23 protein-coding genes are annotated in these 26300 nt (G+C 73.3%); 13 read left to right on the top strand and 10 right to left on the bottom strand.

Going from position 1 to position 26300, the window contains the following annotated elements:
* Window positions 1-56: 56 nt before the first annotated feature.
* Complete coding sequence (locus O3T09_RS07580) at window positions 57-1358, bottom strand: dicarboxylate/amino acid:cation symporter (protein WP_269295469.1); 1302 nt, start codon at window positions 1356-1358, stop codon at window positions 57-59.
* A 228-nt stretch (window positions 1359-1586) separates the two neighbouring features.
* On the opposite strand from O3T09_RS07580, the gene O3T09_RS07575 reads away from it, so the two are divergent.
* The 4 genes from O3T09_RS07575 to O3T09_RS07560 are packed head-to-tail and all read left to right on the top strand — an operon-like array spanning window position 1587 to window position 4985.
* Window positions 1587-2228, top strand: coding sequence for an ABC transporter permease (locus O3T09_RS07575; RefSeq protein ID WP_002855197.1), 642 nt, complete (start codon window positions 1587-1589; stop codon window positions 2226-2228).
* Complete coding sequence (locus tag O3T09_RS07570; RefSeq protein WP_049145928.1) at window positions 2225-3232, top strand: ABC transporter ATP-binding protein; 1008 nt, start codon at window positions 2225-2227, stop codon at window positions 3230-3232. Before O3T09_RS07575 ends, O3T09_RS07570 begins: the two co-directional genes overlap by 4 nt.
* Entirely contained in the window at window positions 3229-3981 is a 753-nt protein-coding gene (locus tag O3T09_RS07565) for an ABC transporter permease (protein WP_269295468.1), read from the top strand. Before O3T09_RS07570 ends, O3T09_RS07565 begins: the two co-directional genes overlap by 4 nt.
* A complete protein-coding gene (locus tag O3T09_RS07560) occupies window positions 3978-4985 on the top strand; it encodes a glycine betaine ABC transporter substrate-binding protein (RefSeq protein WP_041104962.1) in 1008 nt (335 codons plus the stop codon). The genes O3T09_RS07565 and O3T09_RS07560 overlap by 4 nt, the downstream gene beginning before the upstream one ends.
* A gap of 29 nt (window positions 4986-5014) precedes the next feature.
* On the opposite strand, the gene O3T09_RS07555 is transcribed toward O3T09_RS07560, so the two are convergent.
* The 5 genes from O3T09_RS07555 to O3T09_RS07535 all read right to left on the bottom strand — a co-directional run bounded on the left by O3T09_RS07555 (window position 5015) and on the right by O3T09_RS07535 (window position 10940).
* A complete protein-coding gene (locus O3T09_RS07555; RefSeq protein ID WP_049145952.1) occupies window positions 5015-6652 on the bottom strand; it encodes an alkaline phosphatase D family protein in 1638 nt (545 codons plus the stop codon).
* A 110-nt stretch (window positions 6653-6762) separates the two neighbouring features.
* A complete protein-coding gene (locus O3T09_RS07550; protein ID WP_144818670.1) occupies window positions 6763-7935 on the bottom strand; it encodes a cysteine desulfurase family protein in 1173 nt (390 codons plus the stop codon).
* Window positions 7932-8852: a carboxylating nicotinate-nucleotide diphosphorylase gene (gene nadC / locus O3T09_RS07545; RefSeq protein ID WP_101967543.1), complete on the bottom strand. Its 921-nt coding sequence runs from the start codon at window positions 8850-8852 to the stop codon at window positions 7932-7934. The genes O3T09_RS07550 and nadC overlap by 4 nt, the downstream gene beginning before the upstream one ends.
* Complete coding sequence (gene nadA, locus O3T09_RS07540) at window positions 8849-10177, bottom strand: quinolinate synthase NadA (protein WP_113913746.1); 1329 nt, start codon at window positions 10175-10177, stop codon at window positions 8849-8851. The genes nadC and nadA overlap by 4 nt, the downstream gene beginning before the upstream one ends.
* A 28-nt stretch (window positions 10178-10205) precedes the next feature.
* Window positions 10206-10940 (bottom strand): NUDIX hydrolase, encoded by a 735-nt coding sequence (locus O3T09_RS07535; RefSeq protein WP_073117454.1) that lies wholly within the window; start codon window positions 10938-10940, stop codon window positions 10206-10208.
* Window positions 10941-11068: 128 nt separating this feature from the next.
* Between O3T09_RS07535 and O3T09_RS07530 the strand changes: the two genes are divergently transcribed.
* Window positions 11069-11905 (top strand): alpha/beta fold hydrolase, encoded by an 837-nt coding sequence (locus O3T09_RS07530; protein ID WP_144818672.1) that lies wholly within the window; start codon window positions 11069-11071, stop codon window positions 11903-11905.
* Between the two features lie 126 nt (window positions 11906-12031).
* Here the strand turns inward: O3T09_RS07530 and O3T09_RS07525 are convergent, their stop codons facing one another.
* Both O3T09_RS07525 and O3T09_RS07520 read right to left on the bottom strand, forming a co-directional pair.
* A complete protein-coding gene (locus tag O3T09_RS07525) occupies window positions 12032-12979 on the bottom strand; it encodes a DUF808 domain-containing protein (protein ID WP_069941602.1) in 948 nt (315 codons plus the stop codon).
* A 145-nt stretch (window positions 12980-13124) separates the two neighbouring features.
* Entirely contained in the window at window positions 13125-13643 is a 519-nt protein-coding gene (locus O3T09_RS07520; RefSeq protein ID WP_069941603.1) for a ferritin, read from the bottom strand.
* A gap of 130 nt (window positions 13644-13773) precedes the next feature.
* Between O3T09_RS07520 and O3T09_RS07515 the strand changes: the two genes are divergently transcribed.
* Complete coding sequence (locus O3T09_RS07515) at window positions 13774-14313, top strand: PACE efflux transporter (RefSeq protein WP_260849675.1); 540 nt, start codon at window positions 13774-13776, stop codon at window positions 14311-14313.
* A 24-nt stretch (window positions 14314-14337) separates the two neighbouring features.
* Here O3T09_RS07515 and O3T09_RS07510 read toward each other — a convergent pair whose 3' ends face one another.
* Entirely contained in the window at window positions 14338-15240 is a 903-nt protein-coding gene (locus O3T09_RS07510; RefSeq protein ID WP_269295467.1) for a patatin-like phospholipase family protein, read from the bottom strand.
* Window positions 15241-15321: 81 nt separating this feature from the next.
* Here O3T09_RS07510 and tpx point away from each other — a divergent pair, with 81 nt between their 5' ends.
* Window positions 15322-15822, top strand: a complete 501-nt coding sequence (gene tpx, locus O3T09_RS07505; RefSeq protein ID WP_049147477.1) for a thiol peroxidase — start codon at window positions 15322-15324, stop codon at window positions 15820-15822.
* 2 nt (window positions 15823-15824) lie between these two features.
* Window positions 15825-17006, top strand: coding sequence for a S1C family serine protease (locus tag O3T09_RS07500; protein WP_049147478.1), 1182 nt, complete (start codon window positions 15825-15827; stop codon window positions 17004-17006).
* 15 nt (window positions 17007-17021) lie between these two features.
* On the opposite strand, the gene zupT is transcribed toward O3T09_RS07500, so the two are convergent.
* A complete protein-coding gene (gene zupT, locus O3T09_RS07495) occupies window positions 17022-17810 on the bottom strand; it encodes a zinc transporter ZupT (protein WP_044659390.1) in 789 nt (262 codons plus the stop codon).
* A 65-nt stretch (window positions 17811-17875) separates the two neighbouring features.
* Here zupT and O3T09_RS07490 point away from each other — a divergent pair, with 65 nt between their 5' ends.
* From O3T09_RS07490 to O3T09_RS07470, 5 genes are all read left to right on the top strand, one after another.
* The gene (locus O3T09_RS07490) at window positions 17876-19354 is read left to right on the top strand and encodes a phytoene desaturase family protein (protein WP_221844992.1); all 1479 of its coding nucleotides are present in this window, start codon (window positions 17876-17878) and stop codon (window positions 19352-19354) included.
* Window positions 19355-19605: 251 nt separating this feature from the next.
* The gene (locus tag O3T09_RS07485) at window positions 19606-21462 is read left to right on the top strand and encodes an ABC transporter family substrate-binding protein (RefSeq protein WP_060973539.1); all 1857 of its coding nucleotides are present in this window, start codon (window positions 19606-19608) and stop codon (window positions 21460-21462) included.
* A gap of 162 nt (window positions 21463-21624) precedes the next feature.
* Window positions 21625-23145 (top strand): ABC transporter permease, encoded by a 1521-nt coding sequence (locus O3T09_RS07480; protein WP_049147577.1) that lies wholly within the window; start codon window positions 21625-21627, stop codon window positions 23143-23145.
* Window positions 23146-23150: 5 nt separating this feature from the next.
* Entirely contained in the window at window positions 23151-24341 is a 1191-nt protein-coding gene (locus O3T09_RS07475; RefSeq protein WP_060973557.1) for an ABC transporter permease, read from the top strand.
* On the top strand, window positions 24338-26218 hold the full coding sequence (locus O3T09_RS07470) for an ABC transporter ATP-binding protein (protein WP_052833441.1): 1881 nt from the start codon (window positions 24338-24340) through the stop codon (window positions 26216-26218). The genes O3T09_RS07475 and O3T09_RS07470 overlap by 4 nt, the downstream gene beginning before the upstream one ends.
* Window positions 26219-26300 lie beyond the last annotated feature (82 nt).

The following is a 26300-nucleotide window of genomic DNA, read 5'->3' as shown; positions in this document are numbered from 1 at the left end:
ACGGCCCCCTCCCAGAGCTTCTGACAGGGAGGGGGCCGTGGTGTGTGCGGGGCGGGTCAGCCGGCGTCGGCGCCGGTGGCGACCTCCTCGTCGTCGCGGTGATCCAGGCCCTCGTCCTCGGAGTCCTCGATGAGACGGTCCCCGGCGATCTTGTCGACGATCAGCGCGATGGCGGCGTCACCGGTCACGTTGGTGGCGGTGCCGAAGGAGTCGATGGCGATGTACGTGGCGACCATGAGCGCGACCTGCGGCTCGGTGAAGCCGAGCATCGAGGACAGCAGGCCCGAGGCCGCCACGATCGCGCCGCCGGGCACGCCGGGCGCCGCGACCATGGTAACGCCCAGCATGAAGATGAAGCCCACGAACACCGGGATGTCGATCGACTGGCCCGAGAGGAACAGCACTGCGATGGAGAACGAGACGATCTTCACCGTGGAGCCGGCCAGGTGGATCGTCGCGCACAGCGGCACGACGAACGAGGCGATCGGCCGGCGCACGCCGAGCAGCAGGGTCTGGCGCAGGGTCACCGGGATGGTCGCCGCCGAGGACGAGGTGCCCAGGGCCGTCGCGTAGGCCGGCAGCATCGTCTTCAGTGCCGTGAACGGGTTGCGGCCCGCGATCGCGCCCGCGACGACGTACTGGAGGAGCAGCAGCACCACGGTGAGGCCGAAGACCAGCAGGATCACGCCGAGGAACGTGGTGATGACCTTGAAGACCTCGCCGGCGGCGGTCATGTTCAGGAACACGCCGAAGATGTAGACGGGCAGCAGCGGCACGATCAGGCCCATGACGACCCGCTCGATGATCGATCGCAGCTGGTCGAAGCTCTCGTGCAGGGCGCCGCGCGGCAGCATCGTCAGGCCGATGCCGAGCACGAACGCGAGCAGCAGGGCCGTCATCACGCCGAAGGGCGGGTCCATCTGCACCTCGAACAGCGGGCCGAGCAGCGCGTCCTCAGGGTTGGCCATCCCCTCGAAGGACCCGGGCGTGAGGATCAGCGGGAAGACGAGCAGGCAGACCAGTAGGGCGCCGAAGCCGCCGACCAGGGTGGAGCCGTAGGCGATGCCGCCGGTCAGGGCCAGCAGCTTCCCCGCGCCCCGGCCGATGTCGCCGATGGCGGGGGCGACGAGCGCCAGGATCAGCACCGGGACGATGAAACCCAGGAAGTTCGAGAACAGCCCGTTGAAGGTGGCGAAGGCCTGCACGAGCCAGGTCGGCGCGACCAGGCCGACGAGGACGCCGGCCACGATCGCGACGAGGATGCGGGGCAGCAGGCCGAAGCGGCGGCGGGGCGTGGCGACGGCGCCCCCGGAGTCGGGGCCGGACGCGTCGAGGGCATCGGAGTGGGAGCGAGACATGGCCGACACGCTAGCGCAGGCCGTCCTGCCCGTCGCCCGGTCGGTAGGCCATCCTTGGCGGTGCCGGTGACCCCCGTCGTGGCGCAGAACACAGGGAGCGCCACCATCTCGGGGAGCGTGCAAGAGCACGCCCGACCCACCCGGACCGAAGGAGACGACGATGACGGTCCTGCCCCGCCCCGCAGACGCCCGGGCCGCCCAGGGGTGCGCTGCCGGCGTGGAGGCCGCATGAGCGAGTTCCTCGCCTCACGCTGGCCCGACATCCTCTTCCGGGCGTGGCAGCACGGGTGGCTCGTGCTGCAGGCGCTGGCCATCGCCACCGTGCTCGCCATCGCGCTGGCCGTGATCGCCACGCGGATCAAGGCCCTGACCCCGATCGCGAACGCCTTCACGGCCGTCGGGCTGACCCTGCCCTCCTTCGCGCTCATCGGCGTCCTGATCCCCCTGGTGGGCATCGGGACCGTCCCCGCCGTCGTGGTGGTGGTCTTCTATGCCCTGCTGCCCATCCTCCGCAACGCGCTCGTGGGTCTGCGCGGCGTGGACCCGGAGGTGCTGGAGGCCGCCCGGGGGATGGGCATGGGGCCGGTGGCGCTGTTCACCCGGGTGCGTCTCCCGCTGGCCTGGCCCGTGATCCTCACCGGCATCCGGGTCGCGGGCCAGCTCGGCATGGGCGTGGCCGCGGTCGCGGCCTACGTCCTGGGGCCCGGACTGGGCTCGTACATCTTCACGGGGCTGGTCTCCCTGGGCGGCGCCAACGCGTTGAACTACGCCCTCGTGGGCACCCTCGGCATCGTCGTCGTCGCCCTCGTCCTGGACGGGCTGCTCGTGCTGCTCGGCCGGCTCACCATCTCGAAGGGACTGCGCGCATGAGCACCGACCGTGACGCCGGGGCCGAGATCCGTCTCGAGTCCCTGACGAAGCTCTATCCGGGGCAGGACCGTCCCGCCGTGGACGCCCTGGACCTCATCATCCCCGCGGGGGAGACCGTGGTGTTCGTCGGCCCGTCCGGCTGCGGCAAGACCACCTCGTTGAAGATGATCAACCGCCTCATCGAGCCCACCTCCGGGCGGATCCTGATCGGTGGGGAGGACATCACACGCCGCGACCCCACCCGGCTGCGCCGTCAGATCGGCTACGTCGTGCAGGGTGGCGGGATGATGCCCCACCTGTCCGTCGCCGAGAACGTCGGCCTGGTGCCGCGCCTGCTCAAGTGGGACCGCCGGCGCATCGCCGACCGTGTGGACGAGCTGCTCGACCTCGTCGGCCTGGACCCGGCGATCTATCGAGACCGTTTCCCGCGCGAGCTGTCCGGCGGACAGCAGCAGCGCGTCGGCGTGGCGCGGGGCCTCGCGGCGGATCCTCCCGTGCTGCTCATGGACGAGCCCTTCGGCGCCGTGGACCCCCTCACCCGCCAGCGCCTGCAGCAGGAGATGCTCGACATCCAGGCCAGGGTGGGCAAGACCATCGTGATGGTCACCCACGACGTGGACGAGGCCGTGCTCCTGGGCGACCGGATCCTGGTGCTCGAACCCGGCGCGCACGTGGCCCAGTACGCCACCCCCGAAGAGGTCCTGGCGCGGCCGGCCACCGAGTTCGTGGCCGACTTCGTGGGGTCGGGGGCGGGGCTCAAGCGGCTGGGGCTGCGGTCGGTCGACTCGCTGCCGCTGCGCCCGATCGCACAGCACCCGACGGGCACGCTGCCGGGCGGGCCCGTGCTCGACGCGGCCACCCCGATCAGCGAGGCCCTCGCCGTGCTGGTCACGGCCCCGGCGGAGGAGATCGCCGTGGTCCGTGATGGCACGGTCATCGGTCTGCTCGACTATCCGACACTGCGCGCGCACGCCCGCGCCGGCGACGAGCAGGCTCGGCCGTGATCGCCCGGCTGCGTGCGGCCTCCGCCGAGGACCGCCTGCTCCTGATCGGCCTGCCGCTGCTGGTGGCCGCCCTGCTGATCGGGTGGACCGTCTGGGTGCGCGGAGCCGCCCTCGACGACGTCGAGGCCCGGCTGCTGACCTGGCCCACCGTCCTGCGCATCACCGCCGAGCACCTGGCCCTCGTCGGCGTGTCCACCGTTCTGGTCGTGGCGACGGCCGTCCCGCTCGGCGTGCTGCTGAGCCGCCCCGCCGCCCGGCGGTTCACCCCCGTCGCCATGGGGCTGGCCAACGCCGGCCAGGCCGCTCCCGTGATCGGTGTGATCGTCCTGCTCGCCATGGCGTGGGGGTTCGGCTTCCGGGTCGCCGTCCTGGCCCTGTCCCTCTACGCGTTCCTGCCCGTGCTGGCCAACACGCTGGCCGGGCTGCGGGGTGTCGACCCCACCGTCGTCGAGGCGGCCCGCGGCATGGGCATGTCGCCGCTGCAGACCCTGCTCCGGGTGGAGCTGCCCTTGGCCCTGCCCGTGATCATGGCGGGTCTGCGGACCGCCCTGGTGCTGCTGGTGGGCACCGGGGCGTTCGCGACGTTCATCGACGCCGGCGGCCTCGGCCTGCTCATCCAGACCGGGATCGTCCTGTTCCGCTTCCCGCTGCTCGTCTCGGGGGCGATCCTCGTGGCCGCCCTCGCCCTGATGATCGAGTGGATCGGCCGCCTCGTCGAGACGCTGGCCACGCCGAGGGGGCTCGCATGACCACCCCGCGCGCGACCCTCCCGTCCCGCCGCCGCGGCCGGACCCCCGCTCGTGCCGCGCTCGCCGCGCTCGGCCTGGCGGCCTCCCTGGTCCTGTCCGGGTGCGGGCTGAGCACCGCCGGCGGCTACCTGCCCTCGGGCACGCCCGCCGGCGACGTCGCCGGGATCGACCTCGAGGGCGCCCACGTGGCGGTGGGCTCCAAGAACTTCAACGAGGGCGTCGTGCTCGGCAAGATCACCGCGATCCTGCTGCGCTCCGCGGGGGCCGACGTCGAGGATCTGACCAACATGCCGGGTTCGCTCAGTGCGCGCCAGGCCCAGGTCGCAGGCGTCGTGGACGTCGAGTGGGACTACACGGGGACGGCCTGGATCACGTACCTGGGCCACACCGATCCGATCCCGGACGCCCAGGCGCAGTGGGCCGCGGTCCGGGACGAGGACGCGCAGCAGGGCCTGGTGTGGCTGCCGCCGGCCGAACTCGACAACACCTACACCTTCTCCGTGCGCCAGGACCGGGCGGAGGAGCTCGGCCTGGAGACCCTCGCGGACATCAAGGACCTCCCCACGGAGGACCAGTCCTTCTGCGTGAGCGCCGAATTCGCCGCCCGCAACGACGGGTTCCTGCCCATGCTCGAGGCCTACGGGATCGAACGGCCCACCGGATCCCGGCTGCGCCAGATGGACATCGGGGCGGTGTTCGCCGCGGTGGCGGACGGGTCGTGCACCTTCGGGGAGGCGTACTCCACGGACGGGCGGATCGCCGCGCTGGACCTGACGACCCTGCAGGACCCGCTGAGCTTCTTCCCGAAGTACAACGCGGCCCCCATCGTGCGCGAGGAGGTCCTGGCCGAGCACCCCGAGATCGCCGACCTGCTGGCGCCCGTGACCGCGCGCCTGGACAACGCGACGGCCGCGCGCCTGAACGCCCGGGTGGACGTCGACGGCGAGGAGCCCACCCAGGTCGCGTGGGACTGGCTCCGCGAGGAGGGCCTGATCACCGACTGACGGTCCGCCGACGCCGCCGGCACGGCGGATCAGGCAGCCGTCAGCGTGCGCGAGTAGACCGTCCGGCCGACGGCGTTGATCAGACGCACCCGGAACTCGCGGCCGTCCTCGGGGATCTCGACGTGGCCGAAGTACTGGTGCTCGCCGGAGCGCGGCGAGCCCATGACCGGCCCGTGCGCCTCGAAGTCCAGGCGCGGGCCGAAGGTGCCGTCCAGCGTGTTCGGGCCGGACGATCCGGCGTTGATGGGGCCGGCCACGAACTCCCAGAACGGCTCGAAGTCGGTGAACGCCGCGCGGTCGGGGGAGTAGTGGTGCGCCGCGCAGTAGTGGACGTCGCCGGTGAGGAACACGACGTTCTTCACGCCGTGGTCCTTGATCGCCTTCAGGAGGCGGGCGATCTCCAGCTCGCGGCCCAGCGGGGCGCCGTCGTCGCCGTTGGACAGGGACTCCTGCCCCGTGCCGTCGGGGACGATCAGGCCCAGAGGCAGGTCGTTGGCGATGACCTTCCACGTGGCGGTCGACGCGCGCAGCCCACGGATGAGCCACTGCAGCTGCTCCTCGCCCAGGATCGGGGTCTCGTGGGTCTCGAGCCCCGGGGTGTTCTCGCCCTTGTGGGTGCGCATGTCCAGGGCGAACACGTCGAGGGTCGCGCCGCGGGGGATCCTGCGGTAGATGCGGGCGGGCTCGAAGCCCGAGCCGCGGCGCAGGGCTGTGGAGTCGGCGATCGGCATGTACTCCTGCCACGCGCGGCGGGCGCGGGCGGCCAGCGTGTCCACGTCACGGACCTGGGTGTAGCGCGGGTCTTCGAGGACCTCACCCGGCCACCAGTTGTTGGTCGTCTCGTGGTCGTCCCACTGGGCGATGACGGGGACGTCCGCGTACAGGGCGCGGAGGTTGTCGTCCATCATGTTGTAGCGGTGGCGGCCGCGGAACTCGTTCAGCGTCTCGGCGACCTTGGACGTCTCCTCCGTGACGAGGTTGCGCCAGGTGGGCTCGCCGGCCACCTCGAGGGTCTCCGGGATGGGGTTGTCCGCGTAGATCGTGTCGCCGGAGTGCAGGAAGAAGTCGGGCATCGTGGCGTGCATCGCCGCGTAGCCGCGCATGCCGCCGATCTCCGGGTTGATGCCGTAGCCCTGCCCCGCGGTGTCCGCGGTCCACACGAAGGACTGGGCGGCGGAGGTCTTCCGGCCGAACCGCGCGCCGGGCGCCGTCGTGAAGCGGGCCACGGCCGACTCGCCCAGGCGGCCGGCCTCGTCCTCGAACGCGTACGTCACCTCGAAGCGGGTGTCGGAGGGCAGCGTGTCCGCGAGGATCTTCGCGGTGTGGTCGGTGGCCCCGTCGACCCAGCCGGAGCGCAGGGTCAGCCCGCGAGCGAAGCGGCCGCGCAGCACCTTCCCGTCCTCGTCGACCGCGCGCAGCGTGGCGTGCAGGCGCGAACGGCCGGACGAGCGCGCCCACAGCACGGCCGAGTTCGAGGTGACGTCGCCGGTGGCGACGCCGGACGGCAGCGTCAGACGGGACGCGACCAGGCCACCGGGGGTGTGGCGGGCCGGACGGGCGGCGGCGGGGCCGGCGAGGGCGGCGGGGGCGAGTACGGCGGCGGACGCCGCGGCGAGCACCGAACGGCGGGAGGCGGAGTGGGACAGGGGTGCGGTGGTCTGCTTCACGGGGCCAGGGTGGGGCACGCAGGCGAGGGACATGTGGCCTCGGGCTGACCCCCGGGTGAACGTCCGACGCCGGCCCCCGGCGGCAGCGGGGTCGACCGGCCCGGGGCCGCTCAGCGCAGGGCGGTGACCGTCCGGACGGCGTCGACGATCGCGTCCGCCGCGGCGTCGAGCAGCGGGGCGTCGGCGTCCGGGCCGAACGTGCAGCGCAGGGCCGTGCGGGCCTCGTCCTCGCTGAGGCCCAGCGCGAGCAGGGCCGGGGACGGCTCGGCGTCGTGGGCCGAGCACGCGGACCCCGCCGAGGCCAGCACGCCCCGGCGGGCCGCCTCCTCCAGCACCGACTCGCCGTTCACGCCGGGCAGCACGAACGAGGCGTGGCGTGGCAGCCGTCGGGCGGGATGGCCGGTCAGCCGCGCGTCGGGCACGAGCTCCCGGACGCCGTCGAGCACGCGCGCCGCGAACCGGTCCCGCAGCCCGGCCCACGCGTCCGCGGCCGCGGCGCGCTCCGCCTCGGCCTCCTCGAAGGCGGCCGCGAACCCGGCCGCGCCGGCCACGTTCTGCGTCCCGGACCGCCGGCCCCGCTCCTGGCCGCCACCGGGCACGAGCGGTTCCAGGGCGTGACCCGGGCGCACCCACAGCGCGCCGACCCCCTTGGACCCGCCCACCTTGTGCCCGGACAGCGCCACCAGATCCGCCCCGAGGGCGCGCACGTCCACCGGGATCTGCCCCGCGGCCTGCACCGCGTCCACGTGCACCGGCACGCCCGCCTCCCGGGCGACGGCGGCCAGCTCGGCCACCGGCTGCACCGTGCCCACCTCGTTGTGGGCCAGGTGCACGCTGACCAGCGCGGTGTCCGGGCGCAGGCGGGCGGCGAGGTCGTCCGCCGAGGTCAGGCCGTCCCGGTCCAGCGCGAGGTGCTCGACCTCGACGCCGTGCAGCCGGGCCAGCTGGTCACAGGACTGCCGCACCGCGCTGTGCTCGATCCCCGTGGTCAGCACGTGGCCCGCCGGGCGGCCGGCGAGGATCCGGGCGCGCACCGTGCCGAGCACGGCGAGCGCGTCGGCCTCCGTGCCGCCCGAGGTGAACACGACCTGCCCGGCCCGGGCGCCGATCAGGCGGGCCACCCGCGCGCGGGCGTCCTCGAGCAGGGCCGCCGCCGCCCGGCCGGCCTCGTGCGCCGAGGACGGGTTGCCGTAGACGCCGGTGAGCGCGGGCCACATCGCCTCCAGCGCGCTGCGCCGGACGGGCGCGGTGGCCGCGTGGTCCAGGTCGAGGGTGGTGCTCATCGGCGCGGCGAGCCCTCCTCGACCACGGCGTCCAGGCCCAGGTCCAGGGACCGGACGGTATGGGTCAGCGCCCCCACCGAGATCACGTCCACGCCCGTGGCCGCGATCGCCCCGATCGTCTCCAGGCTCACCCCGCCGGAGGCCTCGACGACGGCCCGGCCCGCCACGAGCTCGACGCCGGCCCGCAGCTCGGCCGGCGAGAAGTTGTCCAGCATGATCGTGCCGACCCCGGCGGCGAGCACCGCCGGGATCTGCTCGAGCCGGTCGACCTCCACCTCCACGTGGGTGGTGTGCGGCAGGCGTGCCATCCCGGCGCGCAGGGCCGCGGTGAGGGCCTCGCCCGGGTCGCCGGCGCCGCCGAACCCCAGCGCGGCCAGGTGGTTGTCCTTGAGCATCACGGCATCTGAGAGGCTGGAGCGGTGGTTGTGCCCGCCGCCGTCCCGCACCGCCTGCCGCTCGAGCACGCGCAGACCCGGGGTGGTCTTGCGGGTGTCCACCACCCGCGCGTGCCCGCCGCCGGCGCGCGCGGCGGCCACGTGGGCGGCCGTCGTCGTGGCGATCCCGGACAGCCGTTGGACGAGGTTCAGCGCCACGCGCTCGGCGCGCAGCACCGAGCGGGCGGGGCCCGCGACCTCGGCGACGACGGCGCCGGGGGACAGGTCGGCGCCGTCGGTCAGGTGCAGGGTGACGGACACGGCCGGGTCGACGAGCCGGAAGGCGGCCTCGAGGGCGTTCGTGCCGGAGAGCACCCCGGGCTCGCGGGCCACCACGCGCGCGGTGATCCGGGCCTGCTCCGGGACGAAGGCCTCCGAGGAGACATCACCCCAGGGCGCGTCCTCGGCGAGCGCGGCGGTCACGATCCGCTCCACGTCCGGCTGCGGGGCCGGCGTCGCCGGGGCGCGGTCGGCCGGGGTCACGTCCCGGCCCCGGCGGACTGCGCGGCCGACTGCTTCGGCGCGACGGCCAGCATCCGCTCGAGCGCGGTGCGGGCCGGGTCGGCCACGGACGCGGGCACGGTGATCCGGTTGACCACGCGGCCGGCCACGAGCTCCTCGAGCACCCACGCGAGGTAGCCGGGGTGGATGCGGTACATCGTGGAGCACGGGCAGATCACGGGGTCGAGGCAGAAGATCGTGTGCTCGGGGTGCTGGGCGGCCAGGCGCTGCACGAGGTTGATCTCGGTGCCGATCGCGAAGGTCGAGCCGGCCGGCGCCGCCTGGATGGCCTTGACGATGAAGTCGGTGGACCCGGAGGAGTCCGCGGCCTCCACCACGGGCAGGGGGCACTCGGGGTGCACGATCACCTGGACGTCCGGGTGCTCGGCGCGGGCCTGCTCGATCTGCGCGACCGTGAAGCGGCGGTGCACCGAGCAGAAGCCGTGCCACAGCAGGACCTTCGCGTCCCGCAGGGCGTCCTCGGAGTTCCCGCCCAGCGGCAGGCGGGGATTCCACGTCGGCATCTGCTCGAGTGGGATCCCCCTGGCGCGGCCCGTGTTCCGGCCCAGGTGCTGGTCCGGGAAGAACAGGACGCGCTGGGCACGCTCGAACGCCCAGTCCAGCACGGCCGAGGCGTTGGAGGACGTGCACACGATGCCGCCGCGCTCGCCGACGAAGCCCTTGAGGGCCGCGGAGGAGTTCATGTAGGTCACGGGCAGCAGGGGCACGCGCCCGTCGTCGTCCGGCTCGGTGCCGTAGACCGCCTCGAGCTGCTCCCACGCGTCCTCGACCGAGTCCAGGTCGGCCATGTCCGCCATGGAGCAGCCGGCGGCGAGGTTGGGCAGGATGACGGCCTGGTCCGGGGTGGAGAGCAGGTCCGCGGTCTCCGCCATGAAGTGCACGCCGCAGAACACGATCGCCTCCGCCTCGGGCCGGCCCTGGGAGGCGCGCGCGAGCTGGAAGGAGTCGCCCACGAAGTCGGCGTGCTGGACGACCTCGTCGCGCTGGTAGAAGTGGCCCAGCACGACGACGCGTTCGCCGAGCGTCTGCCGCGCCGCGCTGATCCGGGCGTGGAGCTCCTCGTCGGAGGCCCGCTGGTACTCCTCGGGGATGCGGCCCTGCACGGGGGCGTCGGCCGGGACGACGTCGTCCTGCGATGCGCCGGGGCCGTAGGCGGGCAGGCCGGCGTCGAACGCCCAGGGGCCGCGGGTCAGGTCGGGGGAGCACGAGGAGCCGCGCGCGGCGTCCTTGTCGATCAGGGTCAGGGTGCGGGCCACCGAGGCGGTGGTCCCGGTCGGGGTGGTCATGGGTGACTCCTGGGTCGGGGCTGGTGGGTCAGCGGCGGGCGTCCGGCCCGGCGGGATCGGGGTCGGTCCCGGGCCCGGCGGGCCGGTACCGGTAGAGCTTGGGCGGGCGGTGCGGGGTGCCGCCGCGGACCTCGCCGGTCTCCTCGAGGGTCCCGGCGGCGAGGGTGGCGCGGCGGAAGTTGGCGGCGTCGAGGCCGCGGCCGAGGACGGCCTCGTGCACGGCGCGCAGCTCGGCGAGGGTGAAGGAGGGCCCCAGCAGCGCGTGCCCGACGCCGGCTCGCGGCAGGTCCGCGCGCAGGCGCGCCACGGCCGCCGCCAGGATCTGCGCGTGGTCGAACGCCAGCGCGGGCGGCGCGTCGGCCCGGTGCCAGCGCACATGGACCCCGATGGGCAGCCCGGCCACGTCCGGGTCCGGGCTGGACGCCGGGGCGGCGCCGTCGTCGTCCAGGGCGGGGCTGAGCGCCCAGTGGGCCACCGTGAGGACGCGTCCGGTGGGGGAACGGTCCACGGCGCCGAACGCCGCCAGCTGCTCGAGGCGACGGACGGGACCGGGCACGCACTCGGCGGCCACGCGTGCGGCGACGTCGGCCAGCTCCTCGTCCGCGCCGAGCCACGCGCCCGGCAGCGCCCACCGGTCCAGGAACGGCTCGCGCATCCGCGGGACGAGGGCGACACAGAGGCGGGGCACGCCGTGCGGGTCCGGGCGCACGCCGAAGACGGCCGTGGACACGGCCACGCTGACGCGGGCCTCAGCGACCGGCATGGGACCTCCCGGGGCGGACTGGCGGGGCTGTTCTGGTCAGTATGACACTGTTCGCGCCCATCTCAGAGGGTCGAGATGACTGTAAGGCGGGGGAGGCGCCGGCGCGGTCCCGCGCTAGCCTGAGTCGGGTGAACACGACCGCCGCCGCCTCCGACCCGTCCGACGCCCCCCTGGCCTCCACCCGCATCGGGGAGGGCCCGCGCCGCGTCGCGTTCCTGCACGGCCTCATGGGCCGGGGCCGGAACTTCACCGGCCCGGCCAAGGAGCTGGGCGACGACTTCACGGTGGAGCTGATCGATCTGCCGGACCACGGCGCCTCGCCCTGGACGGACCGGGTGGACTACCGCGAGATCGCGGACCGGGTGGCCGCCCACCTGCGCGCCGGCCTCGCCGCCGACGGGCCGGTCCATCTGCTGGGCCACTCGATGGGGGGCAAGGTCGCGATGGTGCTCGCCCTGCGGCACCCGGACCTCGTGGACCGGCTGATCGTGGAGGACATCTCCCCGCGGGTCTCGCCGCAGGCCACGGACGAGTTCGTCCACCTGCTGGGCACCATGCTGCGCATGGACCTGGACGCGTACGAGACGCGGGCCGAGGCCGACGCCGCCATGGCCGAGCACGTCCACGACGCGCGGGTGCGCGGCTTCCTGCTGCAGAACCTGCGACGCACGGCCGGGCACTTCGTGTGGCAGCCCAACGTGGCCATGCTCTTCGAGCACCTGCGGGAGATCGGCTCGTTCCCGGACCCGGTGGTCCCCGAGGACCCGGAGCGCGTGTTCGACCATCCGGTCCTGTGGCTGGCCGGCGCCGAGTCGGACTACGTCCAGGACGAGGACGTGCCGCGGATGAAGGAGCTGTTCCCGCGCGTCGTGCGCGTGACCGTCCGCGACGCCGGCCACTGGCTGCACGCCGACCAGCCCGAGGCCTTCGTCTCCGCGGTGCGCACCTTCCTCACCGCCGACTGACGGGGCCCGCCGGGAGACGGACCCAGCGCCGAGGCCCGCAGACGCGCCGCTACATTCCGTGCGTAGCGGCGCGTCTGCGGGCCTCGGCGTCGGGCGTGGGTGGGAATGGACCCGTCGGCCGCCGCGTCAGTGGGCGGGCGCGGCCTTCTTCCCGCGCAGGCGTCCGACGAGCAGGACCACCCCGAGCGCGACCGAGCCCCAGAGCAGGCCCCACACGGCCGACGTCGCGGTCTCCGTGAGCCAGCCGAGGAACGCGCCGGCGGCGTGCGTGACGGGCTCGACGATCCCGTGCTGCACGGCGTAGGGCCACGGCACGCCCAGCGCGTCCAGCTCCACGAGGGCGATGTGGCCGCCCACCCAGAGCATCGCCACGGTGCCGATGACGGTCACCACGCGCAGCACGTGCGGCATGGCCTTGACCAGCCCGGCGCCGAACGAGCGGCCGCCGGAGGTCGAGGCGTTCTGGTGCAGGTGCAGGCCGACGTCGTCCATCTTCACGATCAGCCCCACCGCCCCGTACACGCCCACGGTGATGAGGACGGCCACCACCGCCAGGACCGCCGTCTGCATCCAGAAGCCCAGGTCGGTCACCTCGTTCATGGAGATGACCATGATCTCCAGGGACAGGATGAAGTCCGTGGTGATGGCCCCGCGCACCACGGTGTCCTCGGCCTCCGGGCCCCGCTCGACGGCGGGCTCCGCATCGTCGGCATGCCCGTGGCCGGTGAGCTTGCCCCACACCTTGTGCGCGCCCTCGTAGGACAGGTAGGTGCCGCCGGCCAGCAGCAGCCACGGCAGGATCCAGGGGGCGAGCCAGTCGAGCAGCAGCAGCGCGGGCAGGATGATCACGAGCTTGTTGCGCAGGGAGCCCTTGGTGATCCGCCAGATCATCGGCAGCTCGCGGGCCGCGGCCGCGCCGGCCATGTACTGCGGGGTCACCGCGGCGTCGTCGACCACCACGCCCGCCGCCTTGGCCGCGGCGCGTCCCGCTCCGGCGGCCACGTCGTCCACGCTCGCGGCGGCGAGGCGGGCGAGGGCGGCGACGTCGTCGAGCAGGGCTACGAGTCCGACCATGGTTCCTCCTGGGGTGGGGCCGACGGGCACGCCGGTGCGCGGGCAGGGCGCAGGTCGAGCATAGCGGCGAGGACGGACACGCACCGGCCCGGTCCCGCGGGGGACCGGGCCGGTGCATGCGCGGCCGACGTAGCCGCCGGTGGGCTCAGGCGTCGTTCTCGGTGGTCTCCACGGGACGGGAGCCCAGGCGGCCGTCGATGCGGAGCAGGCCCGAGCCGTCGTCGCCCACGAGCTCGAGCTGGCCCACGATCTCGGAGACGGTGGCCTCCTCCTCGATCTGCTCGTCCAGGAACCAGTTCAGCAGCGGGCGCGAGTTGAGGTCACCCGCGGACTCGGTGGCCCGGTACAGCTCGCGGATCGCCTCGGAGACCTTCTGCTCGTGAGCGAGCGCGGCCCGGAAGATCTCCAGGGCCGACACGCTGGCCTGCACGGGCGGGGCCGGGATGGCACCGATCGTCGGAAAGCTGTCCCGGTCGGCGACGTGGTCGATGAACTTGTTCGCGTGGACGATCTCCTCGTCCGCCTGGTGCCGCAGCCACGCGGCCATCCCGGACAGGTCCAGGTCGTCGGCGGCGATCGCGAGCTGGCGGTAGACCATGGACGCCTCGAACTCGAGGGTGATCTGGTCGTTGAACTTCTGCAGCAGGTCATCGGTGAGCTTCATGCCTCGAACTCTAGGCAGGCGACCGGGGCGCGGTGAAGGCGCGCCCGCCCCGTCATCGGGGCACGACGACGGCGGGCGGCCGGTCCCGCCGGATTCGGCGCCCCGCGGCCCCGGCCCTAGGCTGGGCGCCGTGTCCGAGACCCACCACGCCCGCCCGGGCGTCGACCCCGTGTCGACGCCGCCCTCCGACGCGCCGCGAGGACCGGGAGGCCGGGACGCGCTCGTGCGCCGCCGCGTGTTCCGGACGCCCCTGCTGCGCCGCGTGGTCTACGCGGTGGTCTTCGAGCTGCTCGCCATCCTCTTCACCACCGTGATCCTGGCGGCGCTCGGCAACGGCGGCGGGCCCTCGCTCGCCGTGGCGGTCGTGTCCTCGACCGTGGCCCTGCTGTGGAACATCGTGTTCAACTCCGTGTTCGAGACCCTCGAACGCCGCCTCGGGATCACGGGCCGGCCCTGGTGGGTGCGCGTGGCCCACGCCGTCGGCTTCGAGGGCGGGCTGATCGTGTTCCTCGTGCCCGCGGTGGCGCTGATCCTCGGCATCGGGCTGGGGGAGGCGTTCCTCATCGAGGCCGGCCTGCTCGTGTTCTTCCTCGTCTACGCCGCGGTGTACGCCTATGCGTTCGACTCGGTGTTCGGCCTGCCGGACTCGGCCGCCCGCGCCGAGGCCTGACCCGCCGCTCGGAGCAGGCGCGGCTCAGCGGGACGCCGGCAGCCCCAGGAACGCGCGGATCGCGGGCATCTCGCGGCGCACCTGGTCCAGGCCGAGCTCGTGGGCGGCGGCCAGCTTGGCCACGGACCGCTCGCCGTTGGAGATGGGCATGGTCTCGGGCACGAACAGATAGGCCCGGCCCTGCCGCTCCATCTCGAACAGGCGCTCGCGGGTCGCGTTGTACCGGCGCCAGCGCGTGAGCAGGCCGTCCGCGACGGCGGGGTAGCGCCGGAAGGTGCGCTGGTAGAACGAGGGGAACCGCTCGGGCCGCTTCACGTACCCGCGCTCCCGGGTCAGGACCACGAGGACCTTCTCGAACCCCGCGTCCTCCGCCGCGGTCAGCGGGATCCCACCGTCCACGCCGAGGGCGCCGTCCACGAACACGGTGCCCTCGGCGTGCACGGGGGGCATGAGGACCGGCATCGTGGACGACGCGCGGACGCGGACCATCAGGTCGGTCAGGGTGGTCATGTCGGAGCGGTCCCACCAGCGGGTCTCGCCGCTCGCGGCGTCGAACCCGCCCAGGACGAGCCGGGCGGGGTTCGCGCGGAACGTGGCGAAGTCGTAGGGCAGGTCCGCCTCGGGCAGGCCGGCGTGCTCGTAGATGTACTCGGCGTTGAACAGGCCCTTGCCGCGCAGGAAGCTCAGCCAGTTGCCGAACCGAGGATCGTCGGCGAAGTCCACGAACGAGCGCCGCGCACGGGCCGGGTCGCGGGACAGGTAGTTCACGGCGTTGGACGAGCCCGCCGAGATGCCGGCCACGAAGTCCACGTGGATCCGCTCGCGCAGCAGCTCCGCCACCACGGCCGAGGTGAGCGCGGCGCGCATCCCCCCGCCCTCGAACAGCAGCGCCGTGTCGGTGACGTTGGACGTCATGGGCTCGGTCATGGTCGGTCCCTCCGTGTTCGCCGTCCGCCGAGCAGGGCGCGGGGCGCTCCCGTCCGGCCGCGCCCATCCTAGGCTGTCCCCATGGCGACGACCCACATGAAGAGCACCCCCGTCCACACCGTCGGTGGGCTGCCCCAGGTGGGTGCCCCCGCCCCCGACTTCACCCTCACCGGGGCGGACCTGTCCCCGGTGACCCTGCGGGAGCTGCGCGGCCGTCGCGTGATCCTGAACATCTTCCCGTCCCTGGACACCGGCGTGTGCGCCGCCTCCGTCCGCGAGTTCGACTCCCGCGTCGCGGACCTCGGGGACACCACCGTCGTGGCCGTGTCCGCGGACCTGCCGTTCGCCGCCGCGCGCTTCTGCTCGGTCGAGGGCATCGACCACGTCCGCAGCGGCTCTGTGTTCCGCTCGTCGTTCGGCGACGACTACGGCGTGCGCATGACCGACGGTCCGCTCGAGGGCCTGCTGGCCCGCGCCGTCGTCGTGGTCGATGCCGACGGCGTGGTCCGTCATGCCCAGCTCGTCCCCGAGATCTCCGAGGAGCCGGACTACGAGGCCGCCCTGGCGGCCGCCCGGGGCTGAGCGTGACGCCGCCGGGCTGGCCGCCGCGCGCACGACGCTCGCCCCTGGCGTTCGTCATCGCGCTGTTCGGCGTGCTCGGCGCGCTGGTCCTGGCCGGGGGCCTCACCGCCCTCCTCGCCGGCCGGATGGTCGACGTCGCCGCGGACTCCGCCCCGACCGTGCCCGCCGCCGAGGCCCCCGCCCGGGAGGCGGGCGAGCTCGCGGCGGGCCTGACCCACATCCACGACGGTGTGGCGGTGGACTGGTCCGCATCGGCCCACGACGGATCGTCCCTGGACCCCGGCCAGCCGGTCGCGGACGCCCCGGGCATCCTCCTCGTGGAGACCGCCCTCGGCGCCCGCACCGGCACGGGGACGGGCATGGTGCTCTCCCCGGACGGGCTGGCGGTGACCAACTACCACGTGGTCGAGGACTCCTCGGAGGTGCACGTGGTGGTCGCGGACACCGGCGCGCGGCACACGGCCACGGTGCTCGGGCGCGATGCCGAGCACGACATCGCGGTGCTCGACGTCGAGGGCGTCTCAGACCTGCCGGTGGCCAGCGTCTCGCTGGACCCGGTGCGGCGCGGGGACCAGGTGGCCGCCGTCGGCAACGGCGGAGGCCAGGGTTATCTGACGGCCGTGCGCGGCACCGTGCTCGGCACGGACCGCTCGATCATGGCCGCGGCCGAGGGCACCGATCAGTACGCGCGCCTGTCCGGCCTGATCCAGACGGACGCGGACGTCGTGCCCGGCTACTCCGGCGGCCCGGTGGTGGACGACGCCGGCCAGGTGGTCGGCGTGACCGTGGCAGCCAGCGACGGGACCACCGCAGACGAGGTGGACGGCTTCGCGATCCCGCTGGAGGTGGCCTTCGACGTGGCGGACCAGGTCCTGACGGGCGAGGAGACGGACACCGTGAGCATCGGCGCGGACGGCGCCCTGGGCATCATGGTCGGCGCGGATCCCGACGTCGGCGTCGTGGTCATGCAGGTGGACGCGGGCTCCGCCGCCGAGCAGATCGGCCTGGTCGAGGGCGATGTCATCCTCGAGATCGAGGGGCGGGCCGTCGGCGACGACGCCTCCCGGATGTCCCGCCTGGTCAACGACCACAACGTGGGGGACCGGATCACCGTCCAGTGGCGCACCGCCGACGGCGAGGTGCGCGAGGCCGAGGCGGTCCTGCAGCCGGCCCTCGTGAACTGACCGGCCCCCCGGCGCTCAGGAGAGCAGGTCCAGTGAGAGGGCCATCGCGGCCACGCCCAGCAGCACGCCGCCCAGCGCCGCGGCGCGGCCCCCGGCCGCCCGGGCGGCGGGCAGCAGCGCGTCGAGGCTCACGGTCACCATCACGCCCGCCACGGCCGCGAAGACGGCGGCCAGGAGCGCGGGTGTGAGGAACGGGGCCAGCAGCAGCCAGCCGATCAGCGCGCCCAGCGGCTCCGCGATCCCCGTGAACGCGGCCCACGCGAAGGCCTTGCGCCGCGATCCGGTGGCCTGCCGCACGGGCACGGCCACGGCCACGCCCTCGGGAACGTTGTGCACGGCCATCGCGACGGCCAGCGCGAGGCCCACCGACGGATCCTGCAGGGTGCCGGCGAAGGTGACGAAGCCCTCCGGCAGATTGTGCAGGCCGATCGCCAGGGCCGTCACCGTGCCCAGGCGCAGCATCCGCCGCCGGTCCAGGCCGGCCGGGTCGTCGACGTCGCCCGGCATCTCCGAGACGGGGTCGGGGACGGCGCGCTCGAGCAGCACGTAGGAGCCTGCGCCGAGGATCAGGGCGGCCACCGCGACGGCGGTCGCCGCGGGGCCGACCGCCCCGCCCAGCCCCTCGACGGCGGCCGGCAGCATCTCCAGGAAGGAGACCGCGAGCATGACGCCCGCGGCGAGGCCGAGGGCGGCCCCCAGCCCGCGGCCCGAGGGCGCGCGTCCGACGATCGCCAGGACGCCGCCCAGCACCGTGGCCAGCCCGGCGAACGTCGTGAGAGCGAGCGCGGTCCAGAACGGGTCCACGGGGGAGGGCCTCCTGACGGGCGGCGGGCGGGGTGCGACCATCCTAGGGACCACAGGAGGAGACCATGACCGACACCGCCACCGGCCCCGGATTCGCCCTGCCCCGGGGCGTCGAGCCGGGCCGCGCCGTCGTCGTGGGCGCCGGCCCCAACGGCCTGACCGCCGCCGCCCTGCTGGCCCGCGAGGGCTGGGAGGTGGACGTGTTCGAGCGGGCCCCGGTGCCCGGCGGCGCGTGCGCGTCCGCGCCGGTGCTGGGGGAGGGGACCGTGGTGGACCTCGGGGCGGCGGGCCATCCGTTCGGCGTCGCCAGCCCCGTGTTCCGGGAGCTGGGGCTGACGGACCACGGGCTCGCCTGGCTGCACCCGGCCATGCCGATGGGACATCCGCTGCCGGACGGGCCGGCCGCCCTCCTGCACCGGGACCTCGAGGCCACCGCCGCGGGTCTCGGCGTCGACGCGCGGGCCTGGCGGGCCGTGCACGGGGCCCTGGTCGCGCACGTCGACGAGATCCTGGCGGGCGCGCTCGGCCCGGTGCTGCGACCCCCGCCCCATCCGGTGGCGATGGCCCGCTTCGGCCTGCGCGCCCCGTGGCCGGCCGATCTGCTGGGCCGGGCGATGTTCCGCACGGAGGCCGCCCGCGCCCTGTTCACGGGCTCGGCGGCCCACGCGATCCTGCCCTCGAGCCGGCCCCTGACGGCGGCGTTCGGTGCGCTCTTCGGCGCGCTCGGGATGAGCTCGGGCTGGCCGGTGGCGCGCGGCGGGTCGGGGGCGATCGTCGACGCGCTCGTGGCGGTGCTGCGGGCGCACGGCGGGCGCCTGCACCTGGGTCACGAGGTCACGGACCTGCGCGCGCTGCCCGCCGCGGACGCCGTCGTGCTGGACCTGACCCCGCGCCAGGTGCTGCGCGTCGCCGGCACGGGCCTGCCGCCGCGCTACGCCGCGGCCCTGCGCCGGTGGCGCCCCGGGCCGTCCGTGTCCAAGGTCGACTTCCTGCTCGACGGGCCGATCCCGTGGCGCGACGCCCGGCTGGCGGGCGCGGGGACGGTGCACCTGGGCGGGACCGCCACCGAGATCCGGCGGGCCGAGGACGACGTCGCGGCCGGCCGGATGCCGGCGCGGCCCTTCGTCATGCTCTGTCAGCAGCAGGCGGCAGACCCCTCACGGGCCACCGGGCCCGCCCGGGGGCACACGGTCGTCTGGTCCTACGCCCATGTGCCCCACGGCCACCCCGGCGACGTCCGTCCGCTGATCGAGGCGGAGGTGGAGCGGCACGCACCCGGTTCCCGGGACCGGATCCAGGCCGCGGTCGCGATGCGCCCGGCCGATCTGGAGGCGTGGAACCCGAACCTCGTGGGCGGCGACATCGCGGGGGGATCGCTCGCGGGAGCGCGCGCGCTCCTGCGCCCCACTGCGTCGCCCCGGCCGCACCGGGCGGGTCGGACCGGGCTGTATCTGGCCTCCGCCTCCACCCCGCCGGGCGCCGGCGTCCATGGCATGGGCGGGGCGTGGGCCGTGCGGACGCTGCTGGCGGACCGTCGTCGCTGACCGCGCCGGCGCCCGGGTGCAGCGGCGCCGGGCCGGGGCCTGCCGGGGTGTCGGCGACCGCTGTGCGACACGGCTGAGACGGATCCGGATCCGGACTTTCGCGAATCGGAATGTGCCCGCTACAGTGTGGTCCATCTCACGGAACGTCCCGTCTCGGCGGAACGGCCCGGGGGTCGTCTCGCACCATCGGATCCCCACAGGGATGCGGGCGCGCGACGTCCTTGCACCTCTCATGAACGGAAGCACCTTCCATGAAGTACACGAAGCTCTCCGCTGCCGCGGCCCTGGCCGCCGGCTCGGCCCTCATCCTCTCCGCGTGCGCCCCGGGCGGCGGCAACGCAGGCGAATCCAGCAACGGCTCCGGCGCCAGCCAGGGCGGCGACTCGGGCGCCGGCAACGTCATCGAAGGGGACAAGGGCCAGAAGCTCACCGCCGAGGCCTCCGGGCCGGGGAAGGCCGACCTGGGCGACGTCAAGACCCAGGACGGCTCCATCGCCTACTCGGTGGGCGCCGACGACTTCCTGTCCTACAACGGCCTGCAGTCGAACACGTACACCACGTACAACTCGGCCGTCGCGGACCGCATGTTCTCGTCCTTCTGGTACTTCGGCACCGACGGCTCGATCATCCCGAACGAGGACTTCGGCACGTACGAGAAGACCTCGGACGACCCGCTGACCGTGAAGTACACCATTAGCGACGACGCCAAGTGGTCCGACGGCACCCCCGTCACCGCCGGCGACTTCATCGTGCACTGGGCTGCGAACAACGACACGGTCAAGGCCGAGGGTTCCGAGACCCCGCTGTTCGACTCGATCTCCTTCGAGCAGGGCAAGTACATCCCGGAGGCGCCCGAGGGTGAGGCCGACGGCAAGGAGTTCACCGTCACCTACGCGGAGCCCTACGCGGACTGGGAGATCCTCATCAGCACCGCGCTGCCGGCGCACGTCATCGCCGAGGAGGCGGGCATGAGCTTCGAGGAGCTCGTCACCGCCGCGAAGGAGAAGGACGTCGAGGCGCTCACCCCGGCGGCCGAGTTCTGGAACGACGGCTGGGACTTCAGCCCAGGCGAGCTGCCGGACGCCTCGCTGGTGCCCTCCATGGGCCCCTACAAGTTCAAGGACGGTGGCTGGCAGGCCGGCCAGTCCATCACCCTCGAGGCCAACCCCGAGTACTGGGGCACCCCGGCGGCCACCAAGGAGCTCGTCCTCCGCTTCGCCGACCCGAAGACCCACGTGCAGGCCCTGCAGAACGGCGACCTCGACGTCATCGAGCCGCAGGCCACCGTGGACACCCTCCAGCAGCTCGAGGGCCTCGGCGACTCCGTCAACGTCCAGACCGGCGACCAGCTGACCTGGGAGCACGTGGACTACAACCGCGGCGAGGGCTCGGTCTTCGCGGACTCCCCGGAGCTGCGCGAGGCCTTCGCCCTGTGCCTGCCCCGCCAGCAGATCGTGGACAACCTGATCAAGCCGATCTACGCGGACGCCCAGGTCATGAACCTGCGCGAGGTCTTCCCCTTCCAGGACAAGTACCAGGAGGTCGTGGACGCGGCCTACCCGACGGAGCTGGACCAGCCGGACATCGAGCGGGCCAAGGAGCTCGTCGAGGAGTCGGGCGTCTCCACGCCCACGGTCCGCCTCGGCTACCAGGCCGGCAACCAGCGTCGCACCGAGACCGTCGCGCTCATCAAGAGCTCCTGCGACCAGGCCGGCTTCGACGTGCAGGACGCCAACTCGCCGGTGTTCTTCAAGGAGGTCATGCCGGCCGGTGACTACGACGCGGCCCTCTACGCCTGGGCCGGCTCGGGCCAGAAGGCCTCCGGCGCGAACATCTACCAGTCGGACGGCGCCCAGAACCAGCAGAGCTACAACAACCCCGAGGTGGACGCGGCCTGGGACAAGCTCGCCACCTCGCTGGACGAGAATGAGCAGCTCGAGCAGGTCAAGACCATCGAGAAGCTGCTGTGGGAGGACTTCCAGGCCATCCCGCTGTACGCGCACCCGGGTCTGGTCGGCCACAAGGCCGACGTCGCCAACGTGCGCGACACCGCCGCCCAGTCGGGTGCGCTGTGGAACGTGGAGCAGTGGGTCCGCGTCCAGGAGTGACACCCCGCTGACCTCTGACCCGGCGGTCCGCCTCCCGCGGACCGCCGGCGTCGGGATCGAGGACAGAGCCCGGCCGGGCACCGGCCGGGCTCTGGCCGTGAACCGCGGCGAACCCGCACCCCTCCCTTTCCCTTGCACTCGCACGGAAGGTCACCCCCTGTTGTGCTGAAATTCATCCTCAAGCGCCTCGGCAGCTCCCTCCTGGTGCTGTTCGGCGCGTCGATCCTGCTCTTCTTCCTCGTGGCCCACTCGGGTGACCCCCTCCAGGACCTGCGAGAGTCACAGAACCCCAACCGCGAGACACTCATCGCCGCCCGCACCGAATTCATGGGGCTGGACCAGCCCTGGTACGCCCGGTACTGGGACTGGCTCCAGGGCATCGGCGGCTGCGTCACCGGTCAGTGCGACCTCGGCCTCAGCCGGAACGGTCAGTCCGTCGCCGACCTGCTGAGCAACGCCGCGGCCTCCACGCTGCGCCTCGTGGTGCTCGCGACCGTCCTGGCGATCATCATCGGCATCGCGATCGGCATCGTCACCGCGATCCGCCAGTACTCCGGCCTCGACTACGTGGTCACGTTCCTGATCTTCCTCTTCTTCTCGCTGCCCGTGTTCTGGGCGGCCGTGCTCCTGAAGGAGTACATGGGGATCCGGTTCAACGACTGGATCCGCAGCCCCGAGCTGAACTGGCCCCTCCTCATCGGGGTCGCCGTCCTCGCGGGCCTGGTCCTGCAGGCCGTCATGGCGGGCGACCTCAGGCGGCGCGCCTTCACGTTCGGCGCCACCGCCGCGTTCATCCTGCTCGCCGGCTGGGTGCTGTTCGCCGTCGACTTCTGGCGGCATCCGCAGATGGGCCCGGTCGTGCAGCTGGTCATCGGCCTGGCCGCCGCCGTCGGCGCCACCGCGGTGATCTCCGGTCTGCGCAACCGATCGGTCCTCAAGGCGGCCCTGGTCACGGCCGCGATCGGCCTCGTCGCCTACTACGCCACCTACGGCCTGCTGTGGCGGACGCCGTCCGCACTGCTGCTGGCCGGCCTCGGCGTCATCCTCGTGCTGGTGGCCATCCTGGTGGGCCGCCTGCTCGGCGGCTTCTCCAAGGGCTCGGCCGTGTCCGCCTCGCTGGTGACCGCCCTGATCATGGGCGTGGCGATCGTGGCGGAACACCTGATGAACTACTGGCCGACCTTCCTGAAGGTCAAGCCGCGCCCGATCTCCACGATCGGCTCGGGCACCCCGAACCTGGACGCCCACTTCTGGGTGGTGTTCCTGGACCGCGGTGCGCAGCTTCTGCTGCCCACCATCCTGCTGACCATCATCTCGGTGGCCACGTACTCGCGGTACACGCGCTCCTCCATGCTCGAGGTCTCGCGTCAGGACTACATCCGCACCGCGCGCGCCAAGGGCCTGCCGGAGCGCCAGGTGATCCTGAAGCACGCGTTCCGCAACTCGCTGATCCCCATCACCACGATCATGGCCTTCGACTTCGCCGGCCTGATCGGCGGCGCCGTGATCACGGAGCAGGTGTTCGGCTGGAAGGGGATGGGCGAGCTGTTCGCCACCGGCCTGCACGACGTGGACCCCATGCCCGTGATGGCGTTCTTCCTCGTGACGGGCACCGCCGCCGTGCTGATGAACCTCGTGGCGGACGTGCTCTACGCCGTCCTCGACCCCCGGATTCGAGTGTGAGCCAGATGACCACCAACAACTCCTCGACGACGGGCGCGCAGCTCGACGAGAAGCAGATCTTCGACCTCGCGGAGGCGGAGGACGCCAAGCTCCGCGCCAAGGCCGGGAAGTCCTACTCCCAGGGCGCCCTGGTCCGCAAGCGGTTCTTCCGCCACAAGGCGGCGATGATCTCCCTGATCGTGCTGGTCTTCATCACGCTGATGGCGTTCTCCTCCATCGGCTTCGCCGGCATCCCCGGCTGGTGGGACAAGTCCTACACGGCCGCGGCCTCCGTGGTGAACGGCGGTCGCCCGACGCTGTCGGTCGTGCCGCAGGCCTTCGGGGGCGAGGGCCTCCGCTGGGGCGAGCACCCCTTCGGCCAGGACACCACGGGCAAGGACTACTTCGCCCTCGTGATGCGCGGGACCCAGCAGTCCATGATCATCGCGGCCATCGTGGGCCTGCTCTCCACCGTGATCGGCGCGATCGTCGGCGCCGTGTCCGGGTACTTCGGCGGCTGGGTCGACTCCGTCCTGATGCGCCTGACCGACCTGATCATCGTCATCCCGCTGCTCGTGCTCGCCGCGGTGCTCGGCCAGATGGCCAGCGGCATGAAGATGGGCATCCTCCCGCTCGCGGTGGTGCTCGGCCTCGTGTCCTGGACGTCCCTGGCCCGCCTCGTGCGCGGCGAGGTCCTGTCCCTGCGCGAGAAGGAGTTCGTGGCGGCCGCCGTCGCCATGGGCGCCAAGCCGGGCCGCCTGATCTTCAAGCACCTGCTGCCCAACACGATCGGCGTGATCGTCGTGAACGCGACGTTCGCCATCGCGGGCGCGGTGCTGCTGGAGACCTCGCTGTCCTTCCTCGGCTTCGGTGTGAAGGCGCCGGACTCGTCCCTGGGCCTGCTCATCTCCGACTACCAGAACGCGTTCACCACCCGTCCGTGGCTGTTCTGGTGGCCCGGCATGATCATCCTCGCGATCGCCCTGTCCGTGAACTTCCTCGGCGACGGCCTGCGCGACGCCTTCGACCCGCGCCAGGGTGCGGGCGCCCACCGCAGGCCCCGCTTCTTCGGTCGCCGCGCGGCCGCCACCGAGGCCGGTGCGACGACGGCGGGCGGTCTGGCCGCGGCCCCGACGGCCGGCCGGATCGAGGCCCCCGCGGAGGAGGCCGGCGGATCCGCACGGATCTCCGACGCGGACGAGGACGGTCAGCGATGAGCGCGAACGACAAGAAAGGCCGATCCATGTTCGGCAAGAAGAACGAGAACGACGTGACCGCCGGCGGGCAGGGCTCGCACGCGGCGTCGTCGGCCGACCTCGAGGCGCGCGGCGCCGCCGTGCCCGGCTCCTCCGGCGACGGCGGCGTGCCTCCGGGCCCCGCGACGAGCGCGATGGGCGTCGTGGCCCGCCACGACGACCTGGGCGGCGAGCCGGTGCTCGCCTTCCGCGACGTGGACGTGAAGTTCGCGACCGAGTTCGGCGAGGTGCACGCGGTCAAGGGCGTGACGTTCGACGTCAAGCCCGGCGAGGTCGTCGCCCTCGTGGGCGAGTCCGGCTCCGGCAAGTCCGTCACGAGCGCCACCGCCATGGGCCTGCTCCCGGGCAATGCGGACATCACCGGCTCCGTGCAGCTGGCCGGCCGCGACGTGCTCACCATGACCCCGGGGCAGCTGCGCGACATCCGCGGCGACGAGGTGGCGATGGTGTTCCAGGAGCCCATGACGGCCCTGAACCCCGTCCTCACCGTGGGAGACCAGCTCACGGAGGCCCTCGAGCTGCACGGCATCGCCTACGGCACCGAGGCGGACAAGCGCGCCGTCGAGCTGCTCACCATGGTGGGCATCCCCGACGCCGCCACCCGGCTCAAGCAGTACCCCCACCAGTTCTCGGGCGGCCAGCGCCAGCGCATCGTCATCGCGATGGCGATCAGCTGCTCGCCGAAGGTGATCATCGCGGACGAGCCCACCACGGCGCTCGACGTGACGGTCCAGGCCGAGATCCTGGAGCTGCTGCGCTCCCTGAAGAACAAGATGAACACCGGCATCCTGCTCATCACGCACAACATGGGCGTGGTGGCGGACATGGCGGACCGGGTGTGCGTGATGCTCCACGGCGAGCTCGTGGAGCAGGGCTCGGTGCACCAGGTGCTCCAGCACGCCCGGCACCCGTACACCCAGAAGCTGCTCTCGGCGGTGCCGCGCCTCGGCGAGCCCCTCGAGGTGGCAGAGCCGGAGCCGGTCACGGCCACGCAGACGCAGGCCCGGTACGCGATCGAGGCGGAGAACCTCCACCTCGAGTACGACCACCGCGGCAAGAAGAACCGCGTGGTCCACGACGTCAGCTTCCAGGTGGCCCCGGGCGAGATCCTGGGCCTGGTGGGCGAGTCCGGCTCGGGCAAGTCCACCATCGCCAAGTCGGTCCTCGGCCTGCTCACCATCGCGGAGGGCTCGCTGCGCATCCAGGGCCACGACCTGGCGACGATGCCCAAGGCCGAGCAGCGCGCCCTGCGCAAGAACATCGGCGTGGTCTTCCAGGACCCGGCGGCCTCGCTGGACCCGCGGTTCCCGATCGGCGACATCATCACCGAGCCGATGGTCGTGCACAAGGTGGGGGACCGGCGCTCGCGCCTCGCCCGCGCCGAGGAGCTGCTGGACGCGGTGCGTCTGCCGCGCTCCGTGGTGAACCGGTACCCGCACGAGCTCTCCGGCGGTCAGCGCCAGCGCATCTCGATCGCCCGCGCCCTGACCCTGGACCCCCAGGTGCTCATCGCGGACGAGCCGACCTCGGCCCTCGACGTGTCCGTCCAGGCCGCCGTGCTGGACATGTTCGCGGAGCTGCAGCAGCGCTACGAGTTCGCGTGCCTGTTCGTGTCCCACGACCTCGCGGTGGTGGACATGCTGGCCCACAAGGTGCTCGTCCTCAAGGACGGCCGCCAGGTGGAGCAGGGCCCCACGGAGGAGGTGCTCCACCGTCCGAAGGAGGAGTACACCCGTCGCCTCCTGGCGGCGGCGCCCGTGCCGGACCCGGACCAGCAGGCGGAGCGTCGCCAGGAGCGCCGCGAGTTCCTCGCCTCCCTCGGCGAGGGCGTCTACTGACCGCGCGGGTCGGCGGCGGGCGCGTCCCGCCGCCGGCCCCGGGCCCACCGGCCCGCCTGTCCACGGCGGCCCCTGCGCGTAC

The organism is Micrococcus sp. H39-S4, from assembly GCF_027158145.1.
Taxonomy (GTDB): Bacteria; Actinomycetota; Actinomycetes; order Actinomycetales; family Micrococcaceae; genus Micrococcus; species Micrococcus luteus.
This window is presented reverse-complemented; position numbering and strand designations above follow the sequence as displayed.

Bases quoted from the DNA above. Each gene is read 5' to 3' on its own strand.
- O3T09_RS07580 (WP_269295469.1), bottom strand. From the start codon at position 1,358: ATGTCTCGCTCCCACTCCGATGCCCTCGACGCGTCCGGCCCCGACTCC.
- O3T09_RS07575 (WP_002855197.1), top strand. From the start codon at position 1,587: ATGAGCGAGTTCCTCGCCTCACGCTGGCCCGACATCCTCTTCCGGGCG.
- O3T09_RS07570 (WP_049145928.1), top strand. From the start codon at position 2,225: ATGAGCACCGACCGTGACGCCGGGGCCGAGATCCGTCTCGAGTCCCTG.
- O3T09_RS07560 (WP_041104962.1), top strand. From the start codon at position 3,978: ATGACCACCCCGCGCGCGACCCTCCCGTCCCGCCGCCGCGGCCGGACC.
- O3T09_RS07550 (WP_144818670.1), bottom strand. From the start codon at position 7,935: ATGAGCACCACCCTCGACCTGGACCACGCGGCCACCGCGCCCGTCCGG.
- nadA (WP_113913746.1), bottom strand. From the start codon at position 10,177: ATGACCACCCCGACCGGGACCACCGCCTCGGTGGCCCGCACCCTGACC.
- O3T09_RS07535 (WP_073117454.1), bottom strand. From the start codon at position 10,940: ATGCCGGTCGCTGAGGCCCGCGTCAGCGTGGCCGTGTCCACGGCCGTC.
- O3T09_RS07525 (WP_069941602.1), bottom strand. From the start codon at position 12,979: ATGGTCGGACTCGTAGCCCTGCTCGACGACGTCGCCGCCCTCGCCCGC.
- O3T09_RS07520 (WP_069941603.1), bottom strand. From the start codon at position 13,643: ATGAAGCTCACCGATGACCTGCTGCAGAAGTTCAACGACCAGATCACC.
- O3T09_RS07510 (WP_269295467.1), bottom strand. From the start codon at position 15,240: ATGACCGAGCCCATGACGTCCAACGTCACCGACACGGCGCTGCTGTTC.
- tpx (WP_049147477.1), top strand. From the start codon at position 15,322: ATGGCGACGACCCACATGAAGAGCACCCCCGTCCACACCGTCGGTGGG.
- O3T09_RS07490 (WP_221844992.1), top strand. From the start codon at position 17,876: ATGACCGACACCGCCACCGGCCCCGGATTCGCCCTGCCCCGGGGCGTC.
- O3T09_RS07485 (WP_060973539.1), top strand. From the start codon at position 19,606: ATGAAGTACACGAAGCTCTCCGCTGCCGCGGCCCTGGCCGCCGGCTCG.
- O3T09_RS07475 (WP_060973557.1), top strand. From the start codon at position 23,151: ATGACCACCAACAACTCCTCGACGACGGGCGCGCAGCTCGACGAGAAG.
- O3T09_RS07470 (WP_052833441.1), top strand. From the start codon at position 24,338: ATGAGCGCGAACGACAAGAAAGGCCGATCCATGTTCGGCAAGAAGAAC.